Here is a 17,730-nt window from a genome sequence, read left to right on the forward strand (position 1 = left end):
CTGTCACATGCCGGTAAGATGCTGCAGCTCATTTTCCCGGGGGAAAATAAGGGTAAATGTCGAGCCGGCTCCAGGCACAGAAGCTGCCTTCAGTTGAATACTCAAGGAGTCTGCGGCCTGCTTGGCCAGATAGAGTCCCATTCCTGTCGCCGCGCTGGACTGATGGTTTTGCGTGGAGGTAAAGCCCTTTTCGAAGATTCTTGGTAAATCTCTGGCCGTGATTCCCTCCCCCGAATCCTTGATCGAAAGCATCAGATGCCCCTCTGCCTCGCCGCTGATAATCTCAACGTCTGAGCCTTCACGATTGTATTTAACCGCATTCGTTAACAGCTGACGAAGAATGAACGCCGTCCATTTGGCATCCGATACGACGAGCTTCTCTTCCAGCATCAGGTCGAATCCAATGCCTTTACGAATACACCAGGATTGCAATGCTTTGATCTCGCCGTGAAGAATGGCTTCCAGATCGAGCTGCTCAAAATACAGGTCCTTCTCCATAAAGGGAATGCGCTTCTGATGCAGCTGGCGATCAAGCAGGTGGTGAATACGAAGCCACTCGTACATCATCTGCTGCCTCAAGGCTTCCTCCGGCAACCGTTCAATCATCAGCTTCATCGCGGTCAGAGGTGTCTTCATCTCGTGAATCCAGGCCAGCATATCGTCCTTTTCCTGCTCCAGAAGCAAGAAATGCTCATCCGTCTCCTTGCGGAAGCGTTCACTCTGGCGGGTAACCGCACTCTGTACTCTCTGCTCCAGCGGGCTGCCAGCCTCCTTTAAACCAGTCAGGTCATAAGCATGATCCCAGGCATCGAGCTCCCGATAAAACGAGGTCTCCCGCGAATATCTTAATATAACGAAACCAATGCACAGAAGTGTATTCAGGCCGACAGCATACAACACGGGCAGAAATGGAATCGCGGAGTCTACAAAGGCTATAAGCAGCAGCATGAGCTGCATGCTCAGCAATAACAGCAGCCAGCTTCGTCTCTCTCTTATAAAATCCCTGATCATAAGTCAACCTCTTCCGTGGCAATATATCCCTGTCCTGTCCGGGTCTCGATATATTTCTCCAGCCCCAGCGGCTCCAGCTTCTTGCGCAGCCGGTTCACATTGACGGTGAGCGTATTATCGCTGACAAAATGCTCGTTGTCCCAAAGACTGCGGATCAGCTCCTCCCGGCTAACAATCGTATTTTTATGCTCGATCAGAATTTTCAAAATCAGCATCTCATTCTTGGTCAACAGGACACTGGAGTCTTGAAGGGTAACAAGGTTTTTAACGAATTCAATCGTTGCGCCTTGCCATGAGCGAAGCTCGACCCGCTCTGTACTGTAGTCGTACACCCGGCGAAGAATCGCCTGGATTTTGGCGATCAATACTTCAAAATGAAACGGCTTTTGGACGAAATCATCGCCCCCAAGCTGCATAGCCATGACCATATCCATGGGATGGTCGCGGGAGGAGAGAAAGATGATCGGCACATTGGAATGAGCCCGAATTTGTCTGCACCAATGGAAGCCGTCGTATTGCGGAAGCTGGATGTCAATCAAAATCAGCTCGGGCCCAAGCTCGTGAACCTCTTGAAGCACCCGGCCGAAATCAGACACTCCATACACCTCATACGACCATTGCGACAAGCGGGTCTTGATCTCCCCGAATAAGGTTGTATCGTCCTCAATGAGCATAATTTTAAACATGATTCCACCTCGCAAAGGTCAAAAAATTTAATTGGTGATCATTATCATTGTCGGATATACTGATAGAAAAGATAATTTAAGCCGATAAACAATTTTTATTACTACGGAAAGCAGGCGCAGTCATGAAAGTCGATTCTGGCTCAGCACTTTTGAGCAAACCTATCAAATCAAGCTTAAGACCCGCAAAAGAAATTGCAATTATTCTTCTCTCCTCCCTGTTAGTCGCGGCAGGTCTCAATTTCTTCCTTATTCCTCACCAGTTATTATCCGGTGGCGTTGCAGGCGTAGCTTCAATCATCGGATATGTATCAGACTGGAATATCTCCATCTTGTATTTTCTGATCAATGCCCCCTTGATTATATGGGGCTGGAGAGCGGTTGGCAAAAGATATATAGTGCTAAGCCTGATTTCTGTCGTTAGCACTACCTGGTTTATGGCTATTATTCCCCAGGTTCGATTAACCAAGGACCCGATTCTGGCAGCCGTGTTCGGAGGCATCATCTCTGCCATCGGTATCGGCATTGCGCTGCGTGCCGGCGGATCAACTGGCGGATTCGACATTGTCGGCTCCATTGTAACGCGCAGAAGAGATATCGCAATGGGCAACATTCTGTTTGTTATGAATGGTCTTGTCATCCTGCTGCTCGGTTTCTATAAGAGCTGGGATTTGGCGTTATATTCCATGCTATCTACCTTTGTCAAAGGCAAGGTTGTTGATATGATTCACGTAGGCCACATCAAGGTAACCTGCTTCATCATTACCAAAAAACGGGACGAGATGCTGTGCCGGCTCCGCAAGCTCCATCACGGAATTACCTGCCTTCATTCGGAGGGCGGCTATAGTGAGGAACGGAACTATACGCTGATGACCGTAACTACTCGCTATGAGCTGGCAGCGGTACGGCAAGCCGTGACCGAGACGGATCCCAAGGCTTTTATGAACGTTGTCCAATCGACTGAAATATTGGGACGATTTGCGAGACCGAAGAATTAGGAGCCTACAGGCTGCAGAATACATAAGAGATGGCTGCAAGTGAAGGTGTCCTTACGACCGCTGTTGTCGCAGGGGCATCTTCACTCTTTTCTGCCACACCCAGGATCCCAGCTAACCCTCCAAGACTGCTATCGCTTCCGCTATGGCTTCTTCTACGTTCATCTGACGCCTATCGGACAAAGCGCTGCGTTCCGAGAATTCAACCATCCCCTGTCCTGCCTCCTTGCCGATTGTAATTCTAACCGGCAGCCCCAGCAGATCGCTATCTTTAAATTTGACGCCTGCCCGCTCATCTCTGTCATCAAGCAATACATCCGCTCCGGCCTGCCTCAGGCGGTCATACAAATCGCGGGCAAGCTGCATTTGCTGCTCATCCTTGACGGACACGGGAATGAGATGAACCTGGTAAGGCGCCAGGGACAAAGGCCAGATAATCCCATCGCTATCATGATGCTGCTCGATAACTGCAGACAGAAGCCTGGATACGCCGATCCCGTAGCAGCCCATAATGACCGGCCTGCTGACTCCTTTTTCATCCAGGAAAACGGCACCCATGGCCTCGCTGTATTTAGTCCCCAGCTTGAATACATGCCCGAGCTCAATTCCGCGAAAGAACTGCATCGTTCCTTCTGAGCAACGCGGACAGCGGTCACCTTCGGCAATACCGGTCAGCTCCAGATTCGCTCCATAGGTACAGCAGTTGCACGCAGCAATAGTGTCCTCTCCGATCTCGGCCAGCGCCATAAATTCATGAGTTCCTCCTTCACCGCCAATCGCGCCCGGGTCAGCTTCCACCGCACGAAATCTTAGCCCACAACGAGTGAAGATCCGATGGTACGCTTCATACATCGTCTGATAAGAGCGGTCCAATCCGTCCAGGTCCTTGTCAAAGGAATAAGCATCCTTCATGACAAATTCCCTGCCCCGGAGCAGCCCGTATCTAGGACGCCGTTCATCCCGAAATTTCGTTCCGATCTGGAACAAGGTTATCGGCAACCGGCGGTAGGAGCTGACCTCCTGAGCAACCAAGGAAGTGATCACCTCTTCGTGGGTAGGACCAAGCGCAAACTCCCGGCCATGACGGTCGCTTAGAGAAATCAGCTCCTGTCCATAGACGCCATAACGTCCGGATTGCTGCCATAATTCGGCAGGCTGCATCATCGGCAGCAGTACCTCTTGCGCGCCAGATCGCTCCATCTCTTCTCTGACAATCTGCTCTGCCTTTCGCAGCACCTTTCTCCCTAATGGTAAAAACGTATAGATTCCTGCGGCGACCTGCCTCACCAATCCGCTGCGAAGCAGAAGCTGATGGCTGACCGTCTCCGCCTCGGCCGGAGCCTCCCGTAACGTACCTTGCAACAACCGACTTTGAAGCATACTCATCTCTCCTACTATAAAATAATGGACTTAATAACTTTTGAACGACCTCTATAACGCAAAAAGACACATTCGTCAGGGACGAATGTGCCGTGGTACCACCCTAATTTGATTGCATAGCAAATATAAGCAATCCTTCTCGGAGTTAACGGCGCCAGCCGGTGACTGCTTACTCCTCATCCTATCGGAATATCGGGTAATCGGTCACTGCTCACAAGGCAGGATCGAAATTCCGGTGCAGGGCAGCCTTTCAGCAATCGGCTTCCTCTCTGGACTGCACCCTTTGAGCTCGAGACCTTGGTCATAGCATTTTAGCGATTTAATTATTGCTAAAAATACTGTATTCCGGTTCATTAGTCAAGCCCGTTTCCGCACATATCGGCTTACGCGTGGAAATCCTGTCCTGAGGCCACCTGCTGAATATAGCCGGCACGGATCGTAAAGTCTCCGAAATGCTCCTCCGGATTTCTGTCCTTGGCATAATGAGACAGCAGCACCCGCAGCGAGTCAAGAATCTCGCCTTCGCCGATATTTTCCTTATACAGCTTGTTCAGGCGTTCTCCGGCGAAGCCTCCTCCAAGATACATATTGTATTTCCCCGGGCCTTTCCCGATAAAGGAGAGCTCGGCCAGCGCCGGTCTTGCACAGCCGTTCGGGCATCCCGTCATTCTGATGACGATATTCTCTTCAGAAAGTCCGTTCTCCGCCAACAGCGGCTCAATCTTGCCAAGCAGCTCCGGCAAGTAACGCTCTGATTCCGCCATGGCCAGCCCGCAGGTCGGCAGGGCCACGCAGGCCATGGAATTGCGGCGAAGCGCCGAATAGCGCAAGCCGTCAGTCAAACCATATTCGCCGATTAAGGCTTCGATTTTCTTTTTCTTCGCGGTCGTCACATTGGCAATAATCAAATTCTGATTCGCGGTCAGACGGAAATCTCCCGTATGAATCTCGGCAATTGCCTGCAGGCCCGTCATTAACTGATAATCCTGTTCATCCTTAATCCGTCCGTTCTCGATAAAGAGCGTGAAGTGCCATTTGCCGCCCGTACCCTTGACCCAGCCATAGCGGTCGCCGTGATCCTCAAAGCTGTAAGGCCTTGCTTCTGCAAGCCCCCAGCCAAGCCGGCTGGTTAGCTCGGAGACAAACCATTCTACCCCGCGGTCATCAATCGTATATTTGAACCGGGCGTGCTTCCGTACAGAACGATCCCCATAATCCCGCTGAATCGTCACCGTTTTCTCGGCAATCTCGATCACCTGCTCCGGCGTACAGAATCCGATCACCTTCGCGACCTGCGGATAGGTCAGCGGGTCGCCGTGCGTCATGCCCATGCCTCCGCCGACAGCCACATTAAACCCGGCGAGCTTGCCGTTCTCGACAATGGCGATCAAACCGAGATCCTGGGAGAATACATCCACATCATTGGATGGGGGAACCGCCAGACCAATCTTGAATTTCCGGGGCAAATACACCTTGCCGTAAATCGGCTCCTGCTCCGCTTCCTGACTGTCCAGCACCTTCTCTCCATCCAGCCAAATCTCATGGTATGCCTTAGTCTGCGGCTCAAGGTGCTCGCTCAGACGGCATGCCCAATGATAGACCTCGGCATGAACATCGGATTGATGCGGATTCGGGTTGCACATCACGTTCCGGTTCACATCTCCACACGCTGCCAGCGTAGTCAACAGGGAATCATGCACCTCCCGGATCGTCTTCTTCATATTCCACTTCAAGACACCATGGAGCTGAAACGATTGCCGCGTAGTTAAGCGAATCGTTCCGTTGCCATAAGCCTTGGAAATCCGGTCCATCATCAACCACTGCGCAGGCGTAACCACGCCTCCTGGCGCACGCACACGCAGCATGAACTGATATGCCGGCTCCAGCTTCTGCTTGCTCCGCTCATTCCGCAAGTCCCGGTCATCCTGCATGTAGCTGCCATGGAACTTCATCAGCCGGTTCTCATCCTCCGGGATCGATGCCGTAATCCGGTCCTCCAGCACTTCTTCAAGCTTGCCTCGCAGGTAATTGCTTCGTATTTTTATATCTTCTACATCACTATGAGGTGCACTGTTCTTGGATAATAAATGATTCTCGGACATAGTAAGCTTCTCCTTTCAATCACGGGTTCTTCTCTTCCCTGCCGACCTAGTAGACATCCCGCTGATAGCGCTGCTGCCGCTGCATTTCTGTCAGCCGCTCTGCCGCCGCTTCCGGCGCAAGACCGCCTTCCTGAATCAGAATTGTCGCAAGAGCGGCGTGAACATCATGCGCCATGCTTCCTTCATCACCGCAGACATAGACCACGGCTCCTTGTTCAAGCCAGTTGAACAGCTCCTTGCTGTGCTCCAGCATACGGTGCTGGACATAAACCTTCTGCTCGGTATCTCTCGAGAAAGCAACGTCCATTCGTGTCAGCACCCCATCCTTCAGCCAGCGCTGCCATTCCACTTGATATAGAAAATCAGTCGTAAAGTGCTGATCTCCGTAAAAGAGCCAGCTCTCGCCTTGTGCGCCGCTCTCTTCCCGCTCGCTCAAAAATGCCCTGAAAGGAGCTACACCTGTACCCGGACCAATCATAATAATTTTGGTATTCGGGTCCTTTGGCAATTTAAAGCTCGGGTTATGCTGAATGAACACAGGCAATGTGTCCCCCGGCTGCACACGTTCTGCCAATTGCACCGAAGTTACACCTCTGCGCTGCCGTCCATGCGCTTCATATCTCACGGCTCTAACCGTCACATGCACCTCTTCCGGCGTTGCCTTGGAGCTGCTGGCAATCGAATACAGCCGTGGCGGCAGCTTGCGAAGCAAGCCGGTCAACGCATCCGGACCGATGCCCTGAAGATGATAGTCCTGCACCAGATCCAGGAGATCTCTTCCCTTTAGATAACCTTTCAATGTCTCTTCCTGACCAGGTGATATAAGCTTTACCAGTTCCTCATGTCCGGTGATTTCCGCCAATCGGGCAAGGAGCGGCTTAGTCAACACCGTGATCTCAAAGTGTTTCAGCAAGGCTTCCCGCGAGGGGAGCAAATCGCCAGATTTGGATACCGGAACCTCCTCCGCACCACTCCAACCCAGTGTTGCAATTAACGCATCCACAAGCTGCGGGTCATTTTCCGGATAAATGCCAAGGCTGTCCCCTGGTTCATAATCCAAGCCGGAGCCTTCCAACGAAATTTCCAGATGCCGCGTTTCCCGCGCCGAGCCGCGGCCGTTCAAATTCAGGTTTTCCAGCACTTCTGCCCGGAAAGGATTATCGCGTGAATAAGACGACTCTCCCGCTTCCACTTGAGCTGTAAGATCCTCCGTCTTTAATGCCGCAGACCCCGATCCGGCGGAAAGTGCCGCTGTAACCTGCGAGAACCATGCGCCAGCGTCATCGCTGAAATCCACGTCGCAATCCGCTCTCGGTACAAGCCTGTGTCCGCCTAATTCCTCAAGCCGTTTGTCAAAGTCCTTGCCGGTTTGGCAGAAAAACTCATAGGACGTATCCCCCAGCGCAAGCACGGAGAACCCCAGTCCATCCAGCTTCGGAGCCCGCTTGCTGTTCAGGAACTCATAGAACGAAATAGCGCTGTCAGGCGGTTCTCCTTCCCCATGGGTACTTACAATTACTAATAATTGACTCGTCTTTTTTAAATTCCCTGTCTTATAATCACCCATCGACGATAGCGTCACTTGATACTGCTCGGCTTCCAGCGCTTTTGCAAATTTCTTGGCCAAGCCGCTGCTGTTGCCGGTTTGCGAGCCGTACAGAATCGTGATCTCTTTCGATGCCGCAGGAACCGGCGCAGCTGCGGAAGGAGCGGCTGACTGAACTGATACCGCTGTGCTTGCTAAGCCTCCCGAAATACCTGCACTAGCAAGAGCTGTCAAATAACCGCTTAGCCATACCCGCTGCGAATCCGTTAATGTCGGAAGCAACCGGTTCAGCAGCTCTGTCTGTTCCTGATTAAAAGGGCTGTTCGATACTTGTAATTCCAAGCTCATCCACCTCACCAAGCCTACATAGAATTCTGCATTAAATTCCTAGTAACACACTAAGAATTATACTCTCTTGAAATTAGCACAGCTCCTGAAGCTGGTCAATTATAATGATTTTATAGATACTATTAATATTACTGATAGTTAACATAATATATATTACGTTTATTATACAAAAATAAAAAAACCGGAAGCATCAACTGCCCCCGGTTCTTACTTACTTATATTCACTTGCCCCTTTGGTGAAGATCTGGAACATGATGCCGAACTTGTCCGTCACCATGCCATATCCCGGACTGAAAAAGGTCTTCTGGAAAGGCATCTCGATCTGCCCACCCTCTGCCAAGGCATCAAAGATGCGCTTTGCCTTTGACTCCTCATCCGTAGTCAGGCAGACAGACAGCATACCGCCCAATTTGGGAGGATTCCCAGGAAAAGCATCCGAGAACATCATTTCCGCACCATCCACATTCAATGCGGCATGGGATATTTTATCCTTCATTTCTACCGGCAACGGAAAGTCCGGATTATCAGGCATTTCTCCAAAGGTCTGCAGAAACAAAATCTCAGCGCCAAGCGCCTGCTGGTAAAATGTAATTGCTTCTCTCGCATTCCCATCCATTGTTAAGTAAGGTGCCAGTTCTATTGCCATGATTGTCAACTCCTCTAATTTTGTTCATGGCTATCATACTAGTTATTTAATTGATTTTCCACTTCCGTCAGAAATCCGCGGTCTGTCTCCAGGCTTTCTTTGGCCCGGTCAATGGGCTCCTGGTTCATCCGGCCTTCTGCCTGGGCGATTGAACGCTCCGCTTTCTCAAGCGCATTTCGCGCATTCTGCACGGTCTCCTCACTGGGATGAGATTGAGCCTGCTTCACCGCCCGGTGCACGTTCTCAACGGATTGTTGGGCAAGTGAGATGGGATTTTGAGATTGCAAGCTGGAAAATGGGTTTTCCATATGATCTGCCTCCTGTCTGACTGAACGATACATGTACTAATCTGAGACAATAAGCTCAAAATTATTCCCGCTTTGCACCATTCTCATGCCGGGACTATAATAGAACAATAATTTATAGCTTTATAAGTTGAACTAATGACTACACTTCTAGGGGCAACGTGTGAAGTGTTCTTATGATCGCCGTTGTTCGCAGATTTCTCTGACTGTACTAAGCCATTATAAGGTAGAAATCCGCTCTCAAAGGCGAACGTTAGCTCTTCTGTCAGAACACTTCACTCTTATGCCCTGCCAAGCAGCATCTTATAGTTCAACTTATAAAGCAGTCAGAGAAGGAGAAACAGCTTATGTCAGATTTCAGCACACTACTTAACAGCTACGCCGATCTGGTCGTCAAGGTCGGGGTGCATATTCAGCCCGGACAGTCCTTGATCGTTCAGGCGCCGTTAGAGACAGCCGAGTTCACACGACTGGTCGTAGCCAAGGCTTATGAAGCCGGTGCGAAGTATGTACAGGTAGATTGGGACGGTGAAGCGATAACCCGTATCCGTTATGAAAAGGCTGCGGACGATTCGTTCGACTATTATCCGAAATGGCATGCCGACATGCTGGAGCGCTTTGCCGAAGAAGGCGGAGCCCTGTTACATATTAAAGTGCCCGATCCAATGCTGCTTAAGGGCATTGACGGCAGCAAGGTTTCCCGGGCTGTCAAGGCCGCAGCCATTGCGCGTCAAGGCTTTCAGCAGTATACCCGCAACAACCGGATCACTTGGTCCCTGATCAAGGCGCCAACTCGGGCCTGGGCGGATAAAGTATTCGCCGACCTGCCGGAAGAAGAGCGGGTGCAAGCGATGTGGGATGCTGTGTTCCAGATGAACCGGGTAACGGACGGCGAGGATGCTGTGGCTGCATGGCAGGATCACATTGCTCATCTTAAAGAACGCCAAAACGCCATGAATGCTAAGCGATACAAAAGCCTGCACTACCGCGCTCCTGGAACCGACTTGAAGGTCGGCTTGCCGGAGGGGCATCTGTGGCTCGGCGGCGGCGATTATAATGAAGCCGGCGTTTATTTCGTAGCGAATATGCCGACAGAGGAAATCTATTCCATGCCGCTGCGGACGGCTGTAAACGGTACGGTCACCAGTACCATGCCGCTGAACCTGAACGGCCGCCTAGTTGAAGGCATTCGTCTTACCTTCAAGGACGGCAAGGTGGTATCTTATGAAGCATCTTCCGGTGAAGAGCATCTGGCATCCCTGCTTGAAACCGATGAAGGTGCCAGCTACCTCGGCGAGATTGCTTTGGTTCCCCATGATTCACCGATCTCACGGATGAACCGGATATTCTACAATACCGGTATAGACGAGAACGCCTCCTGTCACTTCGCACTTGGCAGTGCCTATCCTGTGAACATCGAAGGCGGCGCTGCCCTCAGCAAAGAAGAACTGCTGTCGCGCGGCGCCAACGTCAGCCTGACCCATGTCGATTTCATGGTGGGCTCCGCGGAGCTGGACATCGACGGCGAGCTTGAAGACGGCTCGATCGAACCTGTATTCCGTCAGGGGAACTGGGTCTGATGTCACTGTAAGTTAATAGAAAATGCCGCTAAGTTATATTGAACGGATTGCTCCACGCTTGGGGTAACGTGTGAAATGTACTTCATTAGCAGCATTTTCTTTTTCTCCCGATATTCTCTAAGCGTTCATCCCCTCCACAAACTCCGCTTCCTTCGCAGTCATCTCCACCCATGCCGGTTTGAATCCGCTGGTAATTGCGTTGCGCACCGATTTGATGTTGGACCATGCTGCACAATAAAACGGCACTTTCCCCCGCTGGAGGACCTCCACAGCCAGACGGCTAGTCAATGCAGAAGCAATCCCTTGTTTCCGATATGTCGGTAGAACATCCACCCCAATCTGCCACATGGTGTCGCAATCTGCCGAGCAGCCAGCCAATCCGATGAGCTCTCCCTCCTCATAAGCTCCGATAGCGAGTACGTCCAGATGCTTACGTTTTTCACATAGGGCATTGCCCCATTCGCTTGTGTACAGCCCGCCGAAGCTCTCCGGTGTCAACAGCTTCAGCTCATAGCTGCAATCTAGCGCACGAAGAAGCTTCAGATCGGGAAGAAAATATTCCGCCATAAAGCAAATACGCCGATTTCTTTTGCGCAGCTCCTCATCCAGAACATGCAGGTTCGGTGTCTCAAAACAGTGCTCTATAGGATACTTATTTATGTAGTCCTGTACGACAGCGGCGATCTCCTCATCCACAGACGCAACAATGTTATGGCCGTAAGAAACTAAATTGCAATAAAAGGGCAGCGTCAAGTATTTTCTCGCATTCGGGTCAGCTGCTGAAGTAACGACCTTATTTTCTTGTTGGCAAAAATCACGTTCATGACAATTCAAATCCAAGGCCGATTGCCGCATAGCGACTTTCAATATATCTTGATTCGTCACGTATAAGTGCCTCCTACTTAGATCTTTTCGATGTATGACATATACATATAATAACAGGCGGGAGCATAAGTTCAATCTTCACCTAATTTGCATACATAACATCATTCCTCAGGAAGAGAGCACGAATTACTTTGGATGGGTGAGTGCGGTAAAAAAAGAAGACTCGCGCGATTCCGTTTCGCGCAAGCCTTCCGGGGTGGGAAGCGATATTAAATATGGTTAAGCAACTTTCCAATTGCTAGGGAACTTTACCAGACAAGAGACCAAGCAACAGCTTCCGTCTCTTTCTTCTTTCACGAGGTTTCATGGTGAATCAACTGCCTTTCCGGATGAGCTTGAAGCATCATCCCGTTGTGCTGTATGATCATTACCACTTCCCACTTACTTATAATATACCCGTCTCACAGAAAATAAATCACCGCGCTTGGCCCTAATAAATGAACAAATCGTGACTTCGTGCCATGCCACCCGAAAATTAAGACTGCGGCTCTTTAATGTCTTGAGCAATTCGCTTGGCTGTAGCCTCACCATTAGCAATGCAATCAGGGATACCGACACCATAGTACGAGCAGCCCGCCAACAGAACTCCAGGATAAAGCTGTTTCATTCTTTCTTCCAAGGAACGCACCAGCTCCGGATGCTGCAAATGATAATTCGGCATCGCATCCAGCCATTTATAGATAACGCAGGATACCGGCTTTGCCTGAATCCCCAAGCTGCGTGCCACATCGGAAAGTGCCAGGTCCAGCAGCTGATCCTCCGTCATGTTCGCCAGCTCTTCAAATCCGGGACTGGTGCTCTTGTAAAAGAGCCTGGTAAGAAGCTTGCCTTCCGCTGACGTATGCGGCCATTTTCGGCTTGTCCATGTACATGCATTGCAGCGGACATCCTCTGAGCCTGAGACAATAAATCCTGTTCCGTCCACAGGCAGCGCATCGTCATCCAGGTCAAACCCGAGGTACACACTGAGCATCGAGCTGCCGCGAAGCCTGGAGAAATCCCGGTTCAGATCATCACTATTCAGCATGGACATTGCAGCCTGATGCGGTGCGCTGAGCACAATATAATCCGCTGGCAAAATAGACCCGTCCCCCAATTGTACCTGGTAGCTTGGAGAAGAATCCGAGGATTTTTGAATGCCGTTCACCGGAACTCCCTTGATGAATTCAACATTCTTCAGCTTCTCTTCGAACCGGTCAACCAAACGGCCAAGCCCGCCGTTAAAGGAGAAAAACTTCTTATTTCCGTTCCCCTTAAAGACGTGCCGATTTGCCTCAAGCCCCAACATAATACTGCCATATTCATTTTTATAATCCAGCAAATAAGGCATCGTGGAAGCCAGCGTCAAATCCTTCAAGGAGCCGGAATATACGCCTGACAACACCGGAGCAATTTGCTTGCGAACCAGTTCTTCCCCAAGAAAAGCTTCCAGGAATACTCCCACCGAGTCTTCTGCGGTATAGCTTTCGTTCGGTGTGTAGATGTCCCTGAGCGCCTCCACCTTCCCCTCTGCCGATACCAATTCGCTCTTTGCCAAGGATTCAAGTCCGATCGGGATGCCGAATACCGCCTCTTCCGGAATCAGCTTAAGCTGTCCTTCCGTGTAAATGTATGATTTTCCTGTAGCATTATAGACAACTTCCTCAGCCAAGCCCAGCTCTTCAAGCAATGGAACCGTATTCTGCTTGCGCGTAACGATAGAGTCCGCCCCAGCCTCCATAATAAAGCCCGATTCATGAATCGTATGTATTTTCCCGCCCAGCTTCTCCTTCGCCTCAACGACCACGATTCGAAGCTGCCCCTGTGCTTCAGATAACTCCCGCTCTAAATAATATGCCGCTGACAGGCCGGTAATTCCCCCGCCAACAATGACAACCGTCTTCAATCGTTTCCACCTCAATCAGAGAATTGTTCACCTTTCTTGCCTAATCTTCATGATACCTTAATCAACCCGGACGAACAATGCAAGCAAAAAAGCTGCCTTCAGACCGTTGATCTGAAGACAGCCTTGAGGCCCGTATCCCTTTACTTAGCTGTATAATACAATATTGCATCCCTAAGCATCAATGCCGCTCCTTCGTAGTGCGAATCGTAGTAGGCTTTGAAGCGCTCATCGTCTACATACATCCGGGCAAGGCCTGCATGAGCCTCCTTGGAGTATTGAGGCCAAGTAAAGCTGAGCCAGTGCTTGTGAAGGTCAGCCGCACGCTGTGCCGCTTCTCCTGCCGGGTCTCCGCTTTTCATCGCTTCCTTCAATGCTGCAAACAATTCCTTTTCCGTCTGCTGCATATCATTGTACTGCGCTTCACTCAGGCTGCGAAACTTGGCATTTGACTGCTGCACGGCTTCTTCCCCATATTTTTCCCGAATCTCGGCACCATAATTCTGTTCGTTTTCCTCCAGCAGCTTCTGCTTGAAGCCTGCAAATTTATCCTGATCCGTCATCGTCGTTCTCCCTTCCCGCGCATCAAGCGTCTGATCAATGCTCGCAATCAGCGCATCGAGTTGTCTTCTTCTGTCCAGGAGTTTGCCACGATGCTCACGCAGCGCATCTTCTCCGTTGAATGCCGGATTATGCATGATCTCGCGAATATGCTCCAATGGAACGTCAAGCTCCCGGTAGAACAAAATCTGCTGCAGCAGATCCACCTCGTTCTGACCATAGATGCGATACCCGGACGAGTTCGTTCTCGCCGGCTTGAGAAGGCCGATCTCGTCATAGTACCTTAACGTTCTCGTGCTGACTCCCGCGAGCCTGCCGAGCTTTTGAATCGTGTATTCCATATGCTTCCCTCCTGACAAACCCAGAGTACACCTTAACGTAACGTAAAGGTCAATACCTATTTTCAAAAAAAGTATATTCATGCTTCAGAATTACATATGGACAGCGTGATACCCTAAGGAGATAATTTATTATACGATTGCTGCCAAATTTGATGGAAATCCAGGAGGACCATACCGTGGACAACTTTACGAGCGAAGAATTAAAAGAAGCGTTACGGGCGCTTGAATCGACGATAAGTAAATGTGAGAAAGCCCTGCCGAAGCTGAAAGAAGGCACACCCCAGCACACTCTGCTAACACGCAGGATCAAGGCGCTCCATATCTCAACAACACTAATTAAAAGAGAATTGAATTAGGGACCCAAACAAAAAAATGTCGTATCTCTAATGTTATTATCGCCTAGAGGTGAGCTTTGTGAAAATAGACCGTCTCATCGGAATTATTACCATATTACTACAAAAAGACAAAGTAACGATTCCACAATTAGCAGAAAGGTTTGAAGTATCAAGCCGAACGATTCAGCGCGATATCGATGATCTGTGCAAAGCAGGCATCCCTATCGTATCCATGCAAGGATACGACGGAGGAATTTCTGTTGCAAAGGGTTATAAGCTGGATAAAACCATCCTTACAACAAATGAATTGCAGGTCGTATTAGCCGGAATCAAGAGCATCGACAGCATTTCCAAGACCTCCTATAGGCAAACCATAATTGAAAAATTCTCCACGGATAAAAATACCCTTCGGGCTGAGCAAGACGTGATTTTAATTGATCTGGCAGCATGGGATCAGGAAGGGATTACGGATAAAATAGAGCAAATCAAGCAGGCGGTCCTCCATCAGGAGGTCATTTCATTCCTTTATCATTCGAATAAGGGCGAATCGAAACGCCGAATTGAACCCTATTTCATCGTCTTCAAATGGGCTGCCTGGTATGTTTACGGATACTGTCTTTCTCGGCAGGATTATCGTCTATTCAAATTAAATCGTATATGTCAATTAGCGCGCACGGCAACTCGATATGAGCCCCGAAGACTTCCCGAGGGAAAATTGGACCTCGAACGATATTTTCGGACCGAAGAGATAACCTTAGTTGCTTTGTTTGAAGACACTGCCAAATATCGGTTGATCGAGGAATATGGACCGGAATGCTTTACAGCAACCGAATCCGGTAAATTGTTGTTTCAAAAGTCCTTTACCAATCCGGACTATGCAACACAATGGATTTTGAGTTTTGGAGATAAAGTAAAAGTGATAAGTCCTTCTGAATTAGGAGCAGCCATCTATGCGCAAGCAAAAAACATTTTAAAGCAATACGAGTAACCTGACATACTGTTGTCGTGTTCCTTGTACCATACTAAACTTATTAATCCAAGCTGCAGCTTAAGGAGGTAATTTAATGAACAGGATAACGATCATTTGTTTAGGTGTTGAAAATATGGAACGGGCCATTCGCTTTTATAAGGATGGATTAGGCTTTCAGACGAAAGAAACCCGGTACGACCCTCCGGTCATCTTTTTTGACACCGACCAGGGGATCAAATTGGAGTTGTTTCCGGTTGATTTGCTGGCTAAGGATATTAATGCAGACAATCCTCCGCCGATCCGCCCCGGATTTTCAGGGATAACGCTGGCCTACAATGTGAACAGCAAAGAGGAAGTTCATCAGATTATTGCATTAGCAAGAGAGTCCGGAGCTGTCATCGAGAAGGAGCCGCAGGATGTTTTTTGGGGCGGATATCATGCTTATTTCTCCGACCCGGACGGCTACTATTGGGAAGTCGCCTACAATCCGGAAATGATCGTTGAGGAAGACTGAATGGCCCCAATTCCATGGACATAGGGATAGCTAATTTTGCTCGTTTCCTAGAAAGAAGAGCATGAGCAGGAGCAGGAACAGTAACAGTGCCACTCCTATCATAATCATTAACCAAAACGTCTTACTATTCTTAAAAGTAAATCCGGTCAACTTGGGACTGAATTTTGTTAATAAAGCCAGTAAGATTGTTGTTATAGAAATTGACAGACAAAAGTAATCGAAACTACGCGTAAGAAACAAGACGAAAAGGTTCAAACAGATATAAATTAGAATAGATACAATTTTATGCATCATCATTACTCTCCTCTCATTTTTTTAATTGTATAATAGAATCCTTTATTTACCAATATATACATGCGCAGTCCCTGCTGTTGCCAAGTCTGCAGCGGACTTGCACCGCCAAATTATCGCCCTGCCGGGCGTACCAAAAAAAGCCCCTGGCTGGACAGAGTCGTCCAACCAGGGGCTCTATGATTATAAGGAATGATTACCAGGCATATGCCTTCGGAGCGGCTCCTCCCGGTCCCGGGAAAATTTCATCCAGCCGCTTAAGCTCGCTTTCACCCAGCTTGATCTCGACGGCGCGCAATGCGCCCTCTAACTGCTCCAGTGTGCGCGGCCCAATAATCGGAGCCGTCATCGCCGGGCGGGTCAGCGTCCAGGCCAAGGCCACATTTGCCTCGCTCTCGCCCAATTCCTTGCAGAATGCCTCGAAGGCTTCCAGCTGGGCGCGGTGACGTTCTACTCGCTCCGGATTGTTCGAGCGTCTGGAGCCTTCTATCGGATGCAGTGCATGTCCGCTAAGCAGTCCGCCGTCGAGAGGACTCCAGGCGATAACCCCGATGCCGTGCTCCTCTGCCGCCGGAAGCAGCTCCAGCTCCGGCAAGCGGCACAGCAGACTGAGCTTGTGCTGCTCGGACACCAGACCAAGCATGCCCTTGGCTTTGGCTTCGTACTGCGCCTTCACCAGATCAAAGCCGGCAAAATTACTGGAGCCGGCATAGCCGATCTTGCCTTGGTACATCGCAATTTTAAAGCCTTCCCACAGCTCGTCCCAACTCACATTACGATCCACGTGATGCATCTGATACAGCTCGATATGGTCCGTCTGCAGTCGACGAAGCGACTCCTCCAGATGGCGCCGCAGCTTGTACGAAGACAATCCGCGTGCTTGATTGGGGCCGTCATGCTGGTTCGTCTTCATCTCTCCAAAGAACTTGGTAGCAAGAACTACTTTTTCCCGACGTCCACCGCCCTGAGCGAACCAGCGACCGATAATTTCCTCTGTTCGTCCGGAATTCTCCCAGCCGTACACATTGGCCGTATCAAAAAAATTAATACCTGCATCCAATGCCGCATCCATAATTTTGAATGCTTCCTTCTCTTCCGTTACTGTGCCGAAATTCATGGTGCCAAGACAAAGCTTGCTGACCTTCAGACCTGAACGGCCCAAACGGGTAAACTCCATTCTTTCACACACCTTCCGAAATGAATTAGGATCTATCAACTGTTATTCTATTCCTATCAAATACTTGATGCAAATCCATTACTCCTACGCAGCATTTATAGTTCAACTTATATAGGTTCTATATATTCACTCATCTTCTGGTATGATAAATGATATCTATAACAAAGATAGGAAAGGT

General features: G+C 49.6%; 16 protein-coding genes. 5 read left to right on the forward strand and 11 right to left on the reverse strand.

Features of this window, described 5'->3' with window-relative positions:
- Positions 1-3: 3 nt before the first annotated feature.
- The gene (locus KI362_RS21935) at positions 4-1,011 is read right to left on the reverse strand and encodes a sensor histidine kinase (protein ID WP_301630517.1); all 1,008 of its coding nucleotides are present in this window, start codon (positions 1,009-1,011) and stop codon (positions 4-6) included.
- A complete protein-coding gene (locus KI362_RS21940; protein ID WP_301630519.1) occupies positions 1,008-1,697 on the reverse strand; it encodes a response regulator transcription factor in 690 nt (229 codons plus the stop codon). Before KI362_RS21940 ends, KI362_RS21935 begins: the two co-directional genes overlap by 4 nt.
- Positions 1,698-1,819: 122 nt before the next feature.
- On the opposite strand from KI362_RS21940, the gene KI362_RS21945 reads away from it, so the two are divergent.
- The gene (locus KI362_RS21945; RefSeq protein WP_374705700.1) at positions 1,820-2,692 is read left to right on the forward strand and encodes a YitT family protein; all 873 of its coding nucleotides are present in this window, start codon (positions 1,820-1,822) and stop codon (positions 2,690-2,692) included.
- Positions 2,693-2,803: 111 nt separating this feature from the next.
- Here KI362_RS21945 and proS read toward each other — a convergent pair whose 3' ends face one another.
- From proS to KI362_RS21970, 5 genes are all read right to left on the reverse strand, one after another.
- A complete protein-coding gene (gene proS, locus KI362_RS21950; protein WP_301630522.1) occupies positions 2,804-4,069 on the reverse strand; it encodes a proline--tRNA ligase in 1,266 nt (421 codons plus the stop codon).
- 383 nt (positions 4,070-4,452) lie between these two features.
- On the reverse strand, positions 4,453-6,171 hold the full coding sequence (cysI, locus tag KI362_RS21955; protein WP_301630524.1) for an assimilatory sulfite reductase (NADPH) hemoprotein subunit: 1,719 nt from the start codon (positions 6,169-6,171) through the stop codon (positions 4,453-4,455).
- Positions 6,172-6,217: 46 nt separating this feature from the next.
- Positions 6,218-8,059, reverse strand: coding sequence for an assimilatory sulfite reductase (NADPH) flavoprotein subunit (locus KI362_RS21960; protein WP_301630526.1), 1,842 nt, complete (start codon positions 8,057-8,059; stop codon positions 6,218-6,220).
- A 217-nt stretch (positions 8,060-8,276) separates the two neighbouring features.
- Positions 8,277-8,711, reverse strand: a complete 435-nt coding sequence (locus KI362_RS21965) for a VOC family protein (protein WP_044478529.1) — start codon at positions 8,709-8,711, stop codon at positions 8,277-8,279.
- Between the two features lie 38 nt (positions 8,712-8,749).
- The gene (locus KI362_RS21970) at positions 8,750-9,019 is read right to left on the reverse strand and encodes a hypothetical protein (protein WP_301630528.1); all 270 of its coding nucleotides are present in this window, start codon (positions 9,017-9,019) and stop codon (positions 8,750-8,752) included.
- Between the two features lie 344 nt (positions 9,020-9,363).
- On the opposite strand from KI362_RS21970, the gene KI362_RS21975 reads away from it, so the two are divergent.
- Entirely contained in the window at positions 9,364-10,596 is a 1,233-nt protein-coding gene (locus KI362_RS21975; protein WP_301630530.1) for an aminopeptidase, read from the forward strand.
- Between the two features lie 117 nt (positions 10,597-10,713).
- Here KI362_RS21975 and KI362_RS21980 read toward each other — a convergent pair whose 3' ends face one another.
- The 3 genes from KI362_RS21980 to KI362_RS21990 form a co-directional block, all read right to left on the reverse strand.
- The gene (locus KI362_RS21980; RefSeq protein ID WP_301630532.1) at positions 10,714-11,481 is read right to left on the reverse strand and encodes a GNAT family N-acetyltransferase; all 768 of its coding nucleotides are present in this window, start codon (positions 11,479-11,481) and stop codon (positions 10,714-10,716) included.
- 475 nt (positions 11,482-11,956) lie between these two features.
- Complete coding sequence (gene hemG / locus KI362_RS21985; protein WP_301630534.1) at positions 11,957-13,366, reverse strand: protoporphyrinogen oxidase; 1,410 nt, start codon at positions 13,364-13,366, stop codon at positions 11,957-11,959.
- Between the two features lie 140 nt (positions 13,367-13,506).
- The gene (locus KI362_RS21990) at positions 13,507-14,265 is read right to left on the reverse strand and encodes a MerR family transcriptional regulator (protein ID WP_301630536.1); all 759 of its coding nucleotides are present in this window, start codon (positions 14,263-14,265) and stop codon (positions 13,507-13,509) included.
- 176 nt (positions 14,266-14,441) lie between these two features.
- On the opposite strand from KI362_RS21990, the gene KI362_RS21995 reads away from it, so the two are divergent.
- From KI362_RS21995 to KI362_RS22005, 3 genes are all read left to right on the forward strand, one after another.
- Positions 14,442-14,621, forward strand: coding sequence for a hypothetical protein (locus KI362_RS21995; RefSeq protein ID WP_301630538.1), 180 nt, complete (start codon positions 14,442-14,444; stop codon positions 14,619-14,621).
- A 49-nt stretch (positions 14,622-14,670) separates the two neighbouring features.
- Entirely contained in the window at positions 14,671-15,588 is a 918-nt protein-coding gene (locus KI362_RS22000) for a helix-turn-helix transcriptional regulator (protein ID WP_301630540.1), read from the forward strand.
- 76 nt (positions 15,589-15,664) lie between these two features.
- Entirely contained in the window at positions 15,665-16,084 is a 420-nt protein-coding gene (locus KI362_RS22005) for a VOC family protein (RefSeq protein ID WP_044478520.1), read from the forward strand.
- 487 nt (positions 16,085-16,571) lie between these two features.
- On the opposite strand, the gene KI362_RS22010 is transcribed toward KI362_RS22005, so the two are convergent.
- The gene (locus tag KI362_RS22010) at positions 16,572-17,552 is read right to left on the reverse strand and encodes an aldo/keto reductase (RefSeq protein ID WP_301630541.1); all 981 of its coding nucleotides are present in this window, start codon (positions 17,550-17,552) and stop codon (positions 16,572-16,574) included.
- Positions 17,553-17,730 lie beyond the last annotated feature (178 nt).

The organism is Paenibacillus apis, assembly GCF_018333295.1.
Taxonomy (GTDB): Bacteria; Bacillota; Bacilli; order Paenibacillales; family Paenibacillaceae; genus Fontibacillus; species Fontibacillus antibioticophila.